The sequence below is a fragment of the Duganella rhizosphaerae genome (assembly GCF_040364205.1).
Classification (GTDB): domain Bacteria; phylum Pseudomonadota; class Gammaproteobacteria; order Burkholderiales; family Burkholderiaceae_D; genus Rugamonas; species Rugamonas rhizosphaerae.
Map to the genome: position 1 here is coordinate 79305 of NZ_BPWK01000013.1, position 12478 is coordinate 91782.

The 12478-nt window shown below is 64.2% G+C and carries 10 protein-coding genes; 7 read left to right on the plus strand and 3 right to left on the minus strand.

The window, feature by feature from the left end:
• Positions 1-66 precede the first annotated feature (66 nt).
• Genes smc through RUGAMON1_RS24050 form a run of 6 tightly spaced genes read left to right on the plus strand, consistent with a single transcriptional unit; the run spans position 67 to position 9499 of the window.
• Positions 67-3594: a chromosome segregation protein SMC gene (gene smc / locus RUGAMON1_RS24025; RefSeq protein ID WP_445232888.1), complete on the plus strand. Its 3528-nt coding sequence runs from the start codon at positions 67-69 to the stop codon at positions 3592-3594.
• Positions 3591-4727: a cell division protein ZipA C-terminal FtsZ-binding domain-containing protein gene (locus RUGAMON1_RS24030; RefSeq protein WP_445232889.1), complete on the plus strand. Its 1137-nt coding sequence runs from the start codon at positions 3591-3593 to the stop codon at positions 4725-4727. The genes smc and RUGAMON1_RS24030 overlap by 4 nt, the downstream gene beginning before the upstream one ends.
• Before the next feature lie 8 nt (positions 4728-4735).
• Positions 4736-7072 carry an NAD-dependent DNA ligase LigA gene (ligA, locus tag RUGAMON1_RS24035; protein ID WP_445232890.1) on the plus strand — a complete coding sequence of 779 codons (2337 nt, stop codon included), beginning with the start codon at positions 4736-4738 and terminating at the stop codon, positions 7070-7072.
• Positions 7073-7088: 16 nt separating this feature from the next.
• A complete protein-coding gene (gene galU / locus RUGAMON1_RS24040; RefSeq protein ID WP_445232891.1) occupies positions 7089-7988 on the plus strand; it encodes a UTP--glucose-1-phosphate uridylyltransferase GalU in 900 nt (299 codons plus the stop codon).
• Positions 7985-8521 carry a peptide deformylase gene (def, locus tag RUGAMON1_RS24045; RefSeq protein WP_445232892.1) on the plus strand — a complete coding sequence of 179 codons (537 nt, stop codon included), beginning with the start codon at positions 7985-7987 and terminating at the stop codon, positions 8519-8521. The genes galU and def overlap by 4 nt, the downstream gene beginning before the upstream one ends.
• Positions 8522-8533: 12 nt before the next feature.
• A complete protein-coding gene (locus RUGAMON1_RS24050; RefSeq protein ID WP_445232893.1) occupies positions 8534-9499 on the plus strand; it encodes an ion channel in 966 nt (321 codons plus the stop codon).
• Positions 9500-9511: 12 nt separating this feature from the next.
• Here RUGAMON1_RS24050 and RUGAMON1_RS24055 read toward each other — a convergent pair whose 3' ends face one another.
• Positions 9512-9934: a hypothetical protein gene (locus RUGAMON1_RS24055; protein ID WP_445232894.1), complete on the minus strand. Its 423-nt coding sequence runs from the start codon at positions 9932-9934 to the stop codon at positions 9512-9514.
• Between the two features lie 115 nt (positions 9935-10049).
• Here RUGAMON1_RS24055 and RUGAMON1_RS24060 point away from each other — a divergent pair, with 115 nt between their 5' ends.
• A complete protein-coding gene (locus tag RUGAMON1_RS24060) occupies positions 10050-11078 on the plus strand; it encodes a hypothetical protein (protein ID WP_445232895.1) in 1029 nt (342 codons plus the stop codon).
• Here RUGAMON1_RS24060 and RUGAMON1_RS24065 read toward each other — a convergent pair.
• Together RUGAMON1_RS24065 and RUGAMON1_RS24070 are read right to left on the minus strand one after the other, a co-directional pair.
• Positions 11052-12173 (minus strand): DNA topoisomerase IB, encoded by a 1122-nt coding sequence (locus RUGAMON1_RS24065; protein ID WP_445232896.1) that lies wholly within the window; start codon positions 12171-12173, stop codon positions 11052-11054. The two genes, RUGAMON1_RS24060 and RUGAMON1_RS24065, sit on opposite strands and share 27 nt — an antisense overlap.
• 74 nt (positions 12174-12247) lie before the next feature.
• Positions 12248-12475, minus strand: coding sequence for a hypothetical protein (locus RUGAMON1_RS24070; protein ID WP_116988633.1), 228 nt, complete (start codon positions 12473-12475; stop codon positions 12248-12250).
• Positions 12476-12478 lie beyond the last annotated feature (3 nt).

A 12478-nucleotide genomic window follows, 5' to 3' on the forward strand; every position in this document is an offset into this window, starting at 1 on the left:
CGGCCAGATTTGATGCGCAAAATGGTATTATTGTGAACTTTTCCAGCCCACACTCCAGATAACAACGTGCGTCTATCTTCCATCAAATTGTCGGGATTTAAGTCTTTCGTTGATCCCACCAATTTCCAGGTGCCGGGTCAGTTGGTGGGCGTGGTGGGTCCCAACGGTTGCGGCAAGTCGAACATCATCGATGCCGTGCGCTGGGTGCTGGGCGAGTCCAAGGCTTCCGAGCTGCGCGGCGAGTCCATGCAGGACGTCATTTTCAATGGTTCGACCCACCGCAAGCCGGCCGGGCGCGCCTCGGTCGAGCTGGTGTTCGACAACAACGACGGCAAGGCTTCCGGCCAGTGGGGGCAGTATGCCGAGATCGCCGTCAAGCGCACGCTGACGCGCGACGGCACCTCGACCTACTACATCAACGGCCAGCCGGTGCGCCGGCGCGACATCCAGGACATTTTCCTCGGCACCGGCCTCGGCCCGCGCGCCTACGCCATCATCGGTCAAGGCATGATCAGCCGCATCATCGAATCGCGCCCGGAGGAACTGCGCGTGTTCCTGGAGGAAGCGGCAGGAGTCTCCAAGTACAAGGAACGCCGCCGCGAGACGGAAAACCGCCTGCACGACACCCGCGAGAACCTGCTGCGGGTGGACGATATCCTGCGCGAGCTGAACTCGAACCTGGAAAAGCTGGAAGGGCAGGCCGCCGTCGCCACCAAGTTCCACCAGCTGCAATCGGACCAGGAAGAAAAGCAAAAGCTGCTGTGGCTGCTGCGCAAGATCGAAGCCGAGAACGAGCAGAAGAAATACTTCCGCGAGATGGAACAGGCGCAGAACGACCTCGAAGAACAGACCGCCAAGCTGCGCAACGTCGAGCTGTCGCTGGAGCAGATGCGCCAGGGCCACTTCGCCGCCGGCGACCGCCTGCACACGGCGCAGGGCAGCCTGTACCAGACCAACGCCGAAATCGGCAGCCTGGAAGCGCAGATCAAGTTCGTCATCGAATCGCGCAGCCGTCTGCAGGCGCAGCTGGCCGCGCTGACCGCGCAGCGCGACCAATGGCAGCAGCAGGCCACCGAATACGGCGGCCAGATCGAGGAAGGCGAGTTCACGCTGGAAGAACTGTCGGCCAAGGTCGAGCAGTCGCAGATGATGGCCGAACAAAAGGCCGAGTCGCTGCCGATGCTGGAGCAGGTGTGGCGCGAGGCGCAGACCAGGAGCACCGAATCGCGCGCCCGCATCATGCAGGCGCAGCAGCAGCTCGAACTGGAATCGGCGCACCAGCGCAACGCCAACAACATCCTCAACGGCCTGGCCGTGCGGCGCGAGCGCCTGCAGCAGGAAAAGAGCGGCCTCAATCTGCCGGACAGCGCGCATCTGAGCAACCTGCGCCTGCAGCTGGAAGAAAAGCAGCAGGCGCTGGAGGAACAGGGCTACCTGCTGGACGAAGCGCTGGAACAGCAGCCCAAGCTGGACGAGGAACGCCAGGCCGCGCAGCACCAGGTCAACGCCGAAACCGCCGCCAACGCCCAGCTGGAAGCGCGCCTGAACGCGCTGCGCCAGTTGCAGGAGCGCGTGCAGACGCAGGGCAAGGTCACGCCGTGGCTGCAAAAGCACGAACTCGACACGCTGCCGCGCCTGTGGCAAAAACTGAACATCGAATCCGGCTGGGAGACCGCGCTGGAATCCGTGCTGCGCGAGCGCACCTCGGCCTTGCAGATGTCGAACATCGAATGGGCCAAGGCCTTCTTCAACGACGCGCCGCCGGCCAAGCTGGCGCTGTTTGCGCCGTCGCACGCGGTGCCTCCGGCGCCGGTGGAAGTGGCGGGCCTGAAGCCGTTCCTGAATCTGCTCAAACTCAACGATCCGGGCCTGCGCGGCCTGCTGCAGGACTGGCTGCACAACGTCTACATCGCCGAGGACACGGCCGAAGCCTTCGCCGACCGCGCCAAGCTGCCGGCCGGCGCCTGCTTCGTCACGCGCCAGGGCCACGCCGTCACCCAAAACAGCGTGCGTTTCTACGCCGCCGACTCGGAGCAGGACGGCATGCTGGGGCGCCAGCAGGAAATCGACAACATCACCAAGCAGCTGCGCGCGCAGCAGATGCTGGCCGACGAAGCGCGCGCCCGTTCGGTGCGCGCCGATGCCGCCGTCTCCGAACTGACGCGCCGCCTGACCGAGTACCGCGCCAAGCTGCAAAGCCTGCAGCAGTCGGTGCATACCTTGCAGCTGGACGTGGTCAAGCTGTCGGAGATCGAGGCGCGCTTCAACCAGCGCAGCAACCAGATCGAAACCGACCTGGCCGAAATCGCCGCGCAGGAAGAGGAGCAAACCCAGGTCAAGATGGAGTCCGAGGAAAAGTTCGAGCAGCTCGACATGGAACTCGGCAATCTGCAGGGCGACCACGAGGAAGGCCAGACCCTGTTCCTCGAAAAAGAACAGCGCCTGTCCGACGCCCGCGAAGCCTTGCGCGACCTGGAACGCGCCGCGCAGGAAGCGCAGTTCGCCGAGAAGTCCCAGCGCAGCAAGATCGAGGAATTCCGCCGCTCGATCGCCACCGCGACCGCGCAGGTGGCGCAGGTCACGCAAAGCCTGGAAGCGGGACAGGCCGAACTGGCCAACCTCGAATCCGGCCAGGCCAACGAGGGCCTGCAGGAACTGCTGGACCGCCGCACCGGCCAGGAAAAAGCGCTGTCCGACGCCCGCCATGAACTCGATCAGATCACGCAGCAGCTGCGCATGTTCGAGGAAGGCCGCATGTCGACCGAACGCGCCCTGCAGCCGCAGCGCGACAAGATCATGGAAATGCAGCTGAAGGAACAGGCCGCGCGCCTGAACCAGGAGCAGTTCGCCGCGCAGCTGGCCGAAGTGCAGGCCGACGAGGCGGCGCTGGCCGAGAAGCTGCATCCCGACATGAAGGCCTCGTACCTGCAAGGCGAGGTGACGCGCCTGACCAATGCGATCTCGATGCTGGGCGCAGTCAACCTGGCGGCGCTGGACGAACTGGCGACGGCCTCCGAACGCAAGAACTTCCTCGACGCGCAGAACGCCGACTTGAACGAGGCGATCAACACGCTGGAAGACGCGATCGCGCGCATCGACAAAGAGACCCGCGATCTGCTGCAAGACACCTTCGACCGCGTCAACGGCCACTTCTCCGAACTGTTCCCGATCCTGTTCGGCGGCGGCCAGGCCAAGCTGATCATGACCGGCGATGAAATCCTCGATTCCGGCGTGCAGGTCATGGCCCAGCCGCCGGGTAAAAAGAACGCCACCATCCACCTGCTGTCCGGCGGTGAAAAAGCGCTGACCGCAACGGCGCTGGTGTTCTCGATGTTCCGACTTAACCCGGCGCCGTTCTGCCTGCTCGACGAAGTCGATGCACCGCTGGACGACGCCAATACCGAACGATTCTGCCGGATGGTCAAACGCATGTCTGACCACACCCAATTCCTCTTCATCTCGCACAACAAAATTGCGATGGAGATGGCCAATCAACTGATCGGTGTGACGATGCAAGAGCAGGGCGTATCGCGCATCGTGGCGGTGGATATGGAATCCGCCGCAAACTTCGCTTCCGAGGCACAAGCAGCATGACAGACCTACAAATGAGTTTGATCGGAATCGCCGGCGTATTCGTCGCCGGCGTTTTCACGTATAACAAAATCCAGGAATACAAGGCCAAGAAGAGTGTCGAACGCGCCTTCTCGAGCGATCATGACGATGTGCTGATGCGCACCGGCGATGCTCCGCCATCGTCCACTGCGCGCCATGAGCCGAGCTTTTCTCTTGATAGCGCCGCTCCCGGCCTGGCCGGAGGCGAAGCCTCCGCCGCAGCCGCTGCGCTGGGCGCTGTGGCCACCGAATTCGAGCCCGATCCAACGGCGCCGCCGGCCGCACCGCGCGTCAACGCCGTGACGCCGGCGGCCGAACAGGCCACCGCGCTGGTGGACCCGCTGATCGATTGCCTGCTGCCGCTGGCGCTGGAAGGCGCGGCGCGCGGCGACAAGCTGCTGCCGGTGCTGCAAACGCTGCGCATGGTCGGCAACAAGCCGGTGCACTACATCGGCCTGGCCGTCAGCGGCGACTGGGAGCCTATCGTCCACGGCGGCGTCTACACCAAGCTGCAAGGCGGCGTGCAGCTGGCCAGCCGCAGCACCGCGCTGAACGAACTGGAATACTCGGAACTGGTCACGCGCCTGCGCGCGATGGCCGACGAAATCGGCGCCGAACCGGAAATCCCGGACATGATCGAAGTGATGGCCGAAGCGCGCAACCTGCACCGCTTCGTCGCCGGCCACGACGCGCAGCTGGGCGTCAACCTGCAAACCAACGGCGCGCCATGGGCCATCTCCACCTTGCTGGGCGCGCTGGAAAAGCAGGGCTTCGACGTGCGTCCCGACGGCCGCTACGTGATGCCGGACGGCGAGGGCGGTCATCTGTTCTCGTTGTCGACCAACGTCACGCTGGCCGAGGAAACCACGCCGCGCCTGACGCTGCTGCTGGACGTGCCATGCGTGGCGCCTTCCCGCGACGGCTTCGGCGCGATGGTGGCCTGCGCCAAATCGCTGGTGGGCCGCCTGGACGCGACCATCGTCGACGACTACAACCAGCCGTTGTCGGACGCCGCGTTGGCGGAGATCGCCGGCCAGGTACAGGATTTCTACGCCGAGATGAACGACGCCGATATTCCGGCCGGTTCGACCCGCGCGTTGCGTTTGTTTAGCTAGGAAGTAGCATGACCGAAGTGGATTACAAGGCGCGTATCGAGTCGTTGAGCGCTGAACTCAACAAGCACCTGCACGCCTATCACGTAGAAGACGCGCCCACCATCCCGGACGCAGAGTACGACAAGCTGTTCGTCGAGCTGCAAAAGCTGGAAGAAGCACACCCGCAATTCGCGCTGCCCGATTCGCCCACCAAGCGCGTGGGCGCGGCGCCGCTGCCGCAGTTCGACCAGGTCACCCATACGGTGCCGATGCTGTCGCTGAATAACGGCTTCACCGACGAGGATATCGAAAACTTCGATCGCCGCGTGCGCGAGGGCCTGGATGCGGCGGCCGCCGTCGAATACGCGGCCGAAGTCAAGTACGACGGCCTGGCCATCAACCTGCGCTACGTCGACGGCCTGCTGGTGCAGGCGGCAACGCGCGGCGATGGTTACACCGGCGAGGACGTCACCACCAATATCCGCACCATCCGCTCGATCCCGCTGCGCCTGAACACCCCGACGCCGCCTGCCATCCTCGACGTGCGCGGCGAAGTGTTGATGTTCAAGAGCGATTTCGAAGCGATGAATGCGCGCCAGCGCGAAGCTGGCCTGAAGGAGTTCGTCAATCCGCGCAACGCGGCGGCGGGTAGCCTGCGCCAGCTCGATTCGCGCATCACCGCGTCGCGCAAGCTGAGTTTCTTCGCCTACGGCGTCGGCGCGTTGGAAGGCGCCGAAATGCCGCTGTCGCACTCCGCGCTGCTGGACTGGTATCGCGGCATGGGCCTGCCTGTGGCGAAAGAAGCCGCCGTGGTGCGCGGCTACGACGGCCTGATGGCCTACTACAAACAGATCGGCGATGCGCGTCCGACCATGCCATACGAGATCGACGGCGTGGTCTACAAAGCCAACCTGCTGCAAGACCAGCGCACGCTGGGCTTCGTCTCGCGCGCGCCGCGTTTCGCGCTGGCGCACAAGTTCCCCGCTGAAGAAGCGTTGACCACCGTATTGGCGATTGAAGTGCAGGTAGGCCGCACCGGCGCCATCACGCCGGTGGCGCGGCTGGCGTCCGTGTTCGTCGGTGGCGTCAACGTCACCAACGCCACGCTGCACAACGAAGATGAAGTGCGCCGCAAGGACGTGCGCATCGGCGACACGGTGATCGTGCGCCGCGCCGGCGACGTCATTCCCGAAGTGCTGTCCGTGGTGCTGGAACGCCGGCCGTCGCCGGAGCCGGAAGCCTATGTGCTGCCGAAGACCTGCCCGGTGTGCGGCTCGCATGTGGTGCGCGAAGAGGGCGAGGCGATCGCCCGCTGCTCCGGCGGTTTGTTCTGCTCGGCCCAGCGCAAGGAGGCGATCCGCCACTTCGCCGGCCGCCGCATGATGGACATCGAAGGCCTGGGCGACCGCTATATCGACAATCTGGTCGAGCACGGCCAGGTGCAGCGCGTGGCAGACCTTTACGCGCTGAAGCTGGAAGACCTGCTGGAAATGAAGCGCCTGGCCGACGAACGCGAAGGCACGACACCGGAGACTGTGGCCCAGGGCAAGATCGCCACCAAGTGGGCGGACAATCTGCTGGAAGCCATCGCCGCCAGCAAGAACCCGCCGCTGGAGCGCCTGCTGTTCGCGCTTGGCATCCGCCACGTCGGCGAATCCACCGCCAAGACGCTGGCCGAATGGCTGGGCCGTTTCGACCTGGTGCGCCGGGTGCCGGCGCCGTTGCTGCGCGTGCTGCCCGATATCGGCGGCATCGTCGCCGATTCGATCGCCGACTTCTTCGCCGAACCGAAGAACCAGGAAGCCATCGACGCCTTGCTGGCCGCCGGCGTGGCGCCGACCGGCGAGCATCCGCCGAGCGCCAAGCTGCGCGAGAAGCTCGACACCGTCAAGCTGATGGCCGCGCTGGGCATCCCCAAGTTGACGGAACCACGCAGCAAACAGCTGGTCGAACAGGAGGTGACGCTGGAAGTGCTGGCGCACCTGCCGGTGTTCACCGTGTTCGGCCTGCCTGCCGGCGTGGCCGAGGCGCTGGAAGCGTGGATGGCGGAGCCGGGACATCGCGAACAGCTGCTGGCACTGCACCAGCTGCGCGACGACCTGCTGGCGCAACTGCCGGAGCAGGCGGCCGAAGGTCCGCTGACCGGCAAGACCTTTGTGTTGACGGGCACGCTGCCCAACCTGAGCCGCGACCAGGCCGCTGCCATGATCGAAGCGCAGGGCGGCAAGGTATCCGGTTCGGTATCGAAGAAAACGCATTATCTGGTCGCAGGGGCCGACGCCGGCAGCAAGCTGGCCAAGGCCCAGGAACTTGAAGTGACAATACTGGACGAGGCGGGCCTGCTGGCGCTGCTGGAAGCCAGATAAAACAAAGTAGATGATCATGTCCAAAATCAGAAAAGCAGTATTCCCGGTGGCCGGCCTTGGCAGCCGGTTCCTTCCGGCGACCAAAGCGCAGCCGAAGGAAATGCTGCCCATCGTCGACAAGCCGCTGATCCAGTACGCCGTGGAAGAGGCGGTCGCCGCCGGCATCACGGAAATGGTGTTCATCACCGGCCGTAACAAACGCGCCATCGAAGACCACTTCGACAAGGCCTACGAACTGGAAGCGGAACTGGAAGCGGCCGACAAGAAGGGCTTGCTGGAACTGGTGCAGAACGTCATTCCGAAGCACGTCAACTGCATCTACATCCGCCAGTCCGAACCACTGGGCCTGGGCCACGCGGTGCTGTGCGCGCGCCCGGTGATCGGCGACGAGCCGTTCGCCGTGCTGCTGGCGGACGACTTCATGGACACTGCCGACGGCATCAAGCCGGTGCTGGCGCAGATGACCGAGCTGCATGCCTATGAGCGTTGCAGCATCCTGGCGGTGCAGGAAGTGGCGCGCGAAGCCACGCGCCAATACGGCATCGTCAGTGCCTCGCCTTACCAGCCGAAGCTGGAAGTGGTGCACGGCATCGTCGAGAAACCGTTGCCGGATGTGGCGCCGTCCACGCTGGCGGTGGTGGGCCGTTACGTACTGTCGGGCCGGATTTTCCAGTACCTGGAAAACCTCGGCACCGGCACCGGCGGCGAGATCCAGCTGACCGACGGCATCGCCGCGCTGCTGAAGGATGAACGCGTGCTGGCCTACCGCTACGACGGCCAGCGCTACGATTGCGGCTCCAAGCTGGGCTACCTGAAGGCGATGACGGCGATGGGCCTCAAGCATCCGGAAACCGGCGCCGAGTACTGCCAGTTCCTGCGCGATATGCAGTGCGAAATCAACGGAGGCGGCAAATGACGGTGCGTGAAATCCTGAAGATGGGCGATCCGCGCCTGCTGCGCGTGGCCGAACCGGTGACCGAGTTCGATACCCCGGCCATGCGCGAGCTGATCGCCGACATGTTCGACACCATGCACGCCGCCAATGGCGCCGGCCTGGCGGCGCCGCAGATCGGCGTCAACCTGCAGCTGGTGATCTTCGGCTTCAAACAGAACGCGCGCTATCCCGATGCGCCGCAAGTGCCGGAAACGGTATTAATCAATCCCATCCTCACGCCCTTGTCGGATGAAATGGAAGAGGGCTTCGAAGGCTGCCTGTCGGTGCCTGGCCTGCGCGGCAGCGTGCCGCGCTTCACCAGCCTGCGCTACGAAGGCGTGGACCAGTTCCAGCAGCCCATCCTGCGCGATGTCGCCGGCTTCCATGCTCGCGTGGTGCAGCATGAAGTGGATCACCTGCTCGGTGTGTTGTACCCGATGCGCATCACCGACTTCTCCCGGTTCGGCTTTACCGAGGTGATGTTCCCCGACCTCGATCCCAACGACGACGATTGAGGCGGCCTGGCGATGAGTGAAGGTCCGGTGCGCAAGCCTGCGCAAAAGGTCATCCGTCCACGGGTGGGCAATGAGCGCGGCGTATTCCAGATGGGGACCTCGCAGATCAAGCGGGTAGGCCTTGGGCGCCGTTATTGGGGCGACGTCTATCACTGGATGCTGACCCTGAGCTGGCCGCGTTTCTTCCTGCTGGTCGGCGGCCTGTACATGGCCACCAACCTGGCGTTCGCGCTGGCGTTCTTCCTGGTTCCCGGTTCGGTTTCCAATGCGCGGCCGGGCTCCTTCCTCGACACCTTCTTCTTTTCGATCGAAACGCTGGCCACCGTCGGCTATGGCTACATGAATCCCGGTTCGACCTATGGCCACATCGTCGCCTCGACCGAGATCCTGCTCGGCATGGTGGAAGTGGCGACCGTGACGGGGCTGTTGTTCGCGCGCTTCTCGCGACCGACCTCGCGCATCATGTTTTCCGACGTCGCGGTGATCACGCCGTTCAACGGCGTGCCGACGCTGATGCTGAGGACCGGCAATGAGCGCGGCAACCTGATACTGGAAGCCTCGGTGCGGGCCACGCTGATCCGCCGCGAGATGACGCTGGAAGGGCAGATCTTCACGCGCTTCTACGATCTGCAGCTGGAGCGCGAGCGTTCCGGCGTGTTCGCGCTGACGTGGACGATACTGCACAAGATCGACGAATCCAGCCCGTTCTGGGGCAAGTCGCAGGAAGACCTGCACAACGAGGGCGCCACGCTGTCGGTGGCCGTCTCCGGCACCGACGACACGCTCAACGATTTCGTCCACGCGCGCCAGACCTACGCGGCGGAGCACATCTTCTTCAACCACCACTTCGCCGACATCATGTCGGACAAGCAGGATGGCAATGTGCGGATCCTGGACTACAGCAAATTCCACGACATCTACCCGGACGGCACGACCGGCGGCAGCATGCCCGGCGCGGCGCTGGCCCATCCCGGCTGATGTGGGAGGGCGCTACTCGGCGCCCAGCAGGTCGCGTGCATTCAGCAGCGCGTAGACGATATCGGGATGTTTGTTGAAGCAGCGGCGCACGGCGGCAGGCACGTTCTCGCGCGTCTTGCGGCACAGGCCCGGCTGCTCCACCAGGCGTATCTGCAGGCCCATGACGGTGCGCACGCCGTTCAGGCTGGGTGTGATGGTCAGGCGGATGCCCAGCTGCTCCAGCATGCGTTGCTCGATGCGGCCCAGCTCCTCGAAGCTGGCGATGTTTTCGATCTTTTCGATCAGCGCCTTTTCCTGCTCACGCGTGAGGCGCAGGATACGGATGTCGGTGTCGTCCGGTGTGCTGTCCCATTGTTCCAGCAGCTCGTCGCGCCCGCACTCGCAGGCGCCGGGCGGGCATTCTTTTCGAATCTGGAAGGGCAGTGCTTGAGGCATGGCGAAACGACCCGACGGCAGTGGCAAAGTTAAATTCTACTCCGAACACCACACTGTGCGGCGCTTGATTGTTATCATGTATATAATATTATTTTTTAATTCAAGCGTACGCTGCATGAAAAACAAATACTCGACTCTGCCGTTACTGGCAGCGCTGTGGGTGGCATTGCCCGCCGCAGCAGGCCCGGAAACACTGGAACGCTGCCCGCCGGCGGCCAAACCATGGTTACCCGCCGGCGCCAGCCAGAACGTGTGTTCGCAGTTTTCGTCCAACGCCGGCGTCGGCGCGACCAACTACGGTGGCTCGTACAAAATGGCGGCGTTTAGCAAGGACGGCAAGCTGGCGGGACTTCGCAATCCCGACCTGGGCCGCGAAGATCCGGCGCCGAAGGACACCTACGACCCCGCAGCGTGGGAGCAGTCCGGCAGCACCGGGCCGGTCGGTGAATTGTGGTGGGGCCGACGCGACAATATGCATTTGTTTGTCGGCCAGGAGTCGAAGGTACGGCTGACTGTGGAAGCCAGCCGCGGGCCGATGCCCGGACCGGCGGAGCGACAGGCGCGCATGCTGGCGATCTTGGCCCAGGCCCAGGCTATGGCGGCCAACAAACCGATTCCGCAATCGGCCTACGACAATCTGCTGTTCATACATCGCAGCATGGAGTACCGCCAGATCGGCGGCACCGACGCGACCTTCCGCGGCGGCCTTGGCGGCGACGGCTTTATCCCGCCCGGTAAAATATCGGACGCCAAGCTGAAACTAGACAATCTGCCGGCCTACAAGGGCGTGCTCAGTTTCGAGATGAAGGTGGACGGGGTTGCGCGTCGCTTCAGTTTTCCGGTGATGCTGGACCAGGCCACCGACCATCTGATCGCCGCCGCCGTCAACGGCGACAGCTACGTCAAATGCGAGAAACGGCCGAATCGCGGGTCGAATGAATCGTTGTCGTGCCCACTGAACAAGGAGAACTTCCCGGAGCGCTACGACGCCGAGGGAGCGTTTTTCGGCGACCACGCTACGCTGGCGGCGGTGAAAATCTACATGACGGTCAACTCGCCGGCGCGCAATCGTCACGAGGACATCGCCACCGCCGTGATCATCCTGCGCGCCGAGGCTTCACCGCCGGTTGCCGCCGGCCGATGAGTGTTGCAGGCGGTGCTGCAATAGCGCCAGTAGCGCCGCCTCCTCGGGCCCCAGCGCATGCATATCCCGCCGCAGCTGTTCGGGGGCGCGTTGGCGCAGCGCCTTCAGCATGCTGCCGTCCAGGTAGGATTCGATCAAGCTGGGATGCACATAGCACTTGCGGCAGATGGTGGGGGTATTGCCCAGTTTTTTCGCGACCGATTCGATGGCCCGCACCACATTCCTTTTGGCCTGGGCCTCGGAATCGAATTTTTCGTACTCGCGCAGCGCCACCGCCGCCAGCACCGTGCCGGACCAGGTGCGGAAGTCCTTGGCGGTGTAGTCCTCGCCGGCGATGGCTTGCAGGTATTCGTTCACGTCGGCCGAACCGATGGCATGCGGCTTGCCGTCGTCGTCGATGTATTGGAACAGCTCCTGGCCGGGCAGGTCGCGCGTGCGGCGGATGATGTTGGCCAGCCGCCGGTCTTCCACCTCGACGGTGTGCTGCACACCGCTCTTGCCGCGAAAGTGGAATTCGACCTTGCGGCCGTCGAGCCGCACATGGCGGCCGCGCAGCGTGGTCAGGCCGAAGGATTTGTTTTCGCGCGCGTACTCCTCGTTCCCGATCCGCATCATGGTCGCTTCCAGCAGGTAGACGATGGTGGCCAGGATCTTCTCGCGCGGCAGGCCTGGCAGCTGGAGCGCAGTGTCGACCGCGCGGCGTATCGCCGGCAGCGACTTGCCGAAGCCGAGCATGCGGTCGTACTTGGATTCGTCGCGGTGGCTGCGCCAGAGCGCGTGATAGCGGTACTGCTTGCGGCCGCGCGCATCGCGCCCCGTGGCTTGCAGGTGGCCGCGCGGATGGCTGCAAATCCAGACGTCGGTCCAGGCGGGAGGGATCACCAGCGCTTTGATGCGGCCCAGCGTGTCGGCGTCCTTGACGACGTCGCCGTTGGCGTCGACGTAGTGAAAGTGCTTGCCGCGCTTGCGGCGGGCGATGCCGGGCTGGTAGTCGTGCACGTAGCGCAGGCCGGCCGACCGGGCGGCGGCGGCGGTGGCGTCGGTGGCGTTGTGCGAGGCAGCTTCGCCGGTGGCTGCGGGCGTATCGCGTTTCATCGCTATCCTTGGAGGGCAGATTATCGGAAATCGTACCCGGCCGGACCGCGCGATGTTGTGCGTTAGCGCACGCTTTAGTCCATGCGTTTGAGGCGCTGGCCGACGATGCTCCATTTGCAGGCCTCGCCGTCGACGGTGCCGGTCAGCACCCAGCCGGTGCCGAGCTTTTCGACGCCGATTTCGCATTCCAGTTCCTTCGCCAGTTTTTCGGCCCAGCCGCGCGCGGCGCCCTGGCCCTTGAAGAGTTCATTGCCTTCGTAGATAACGGTGGCGTCGAAAACCGAAGCGGCAAAAATGGTCATGAT

What these genes read in the sequence shown, in the direction of transcription:
- RUGAMON1_RS24030 (WP_445232889.1), top strand. Translation starts at nt 3,591, where the DNA reads ATGACAGACCTACAAATGAGTTTGATCGGAATCGCCGGCGTATTCGTC.
- ligA (WP_445232890.1), top strand. Translation starts at nt 4,736, where the DNA reads ATGACCGAAGTGGATTACAAGGCGCGTATCGAGTCGTTGAGCGCTGAA.
- galU (WP_445232891.1), top strand. Translation starts at nt 7,089, where the DNA reads ATGTCCAAAATCAGAAAAGCAGTATTCCCGGTGGCCGGCCTTGGCAGC.
- def (WP_445232892.1), top strand. Translation starts at nt 7,985, where the DNA reads ATGACGGTGCGTGAAATCCTGAAGATGGGCGATCCGCGCCTGCTGCGC.
- RUGAMON1_RS24050 (WP_445232893.1), top strand. Translation starts at nt 8,534, where the DNA reads ATGAGTGAAGGTCCGGTGCGCAAGCCTGCGCAAAAGGTCATCCGTCCA.
- RUGAMON1_RS24055 (WP_445232894.1), bottom strand. Translation starts at nt 9,934, where the DNA reads ATGCCTCAAGCACTGCCCTTCCAGATTCGAAAAGAATGCCCGCCCGGC.
- RUGAMON1_RS24060 (WP_445232895.1), top strand. Translation starts at nt 10,050, where the DNA reads ATGAAAAACAAATACTCGACTCTGCCGTTACTGGCAGCGCTGTGGGTG.
- RUGAMON1_RS24065 (WP_445232896.1), bottom strand. Translation starts at nt 12,173, where the DNA reads ATGAAACGCGATACGCCCGCAGCCACCGGCGAAGCTGCCTCGCACAAC.
- RUGAMON1_RS24070 (WP_116988633.1), bottom strand. Translation starts at nt 12,475, where the DNA reads ATGACCATTTTTGCCGCTTCGGTTTTCGACGCCACCGTTATCTACGAA.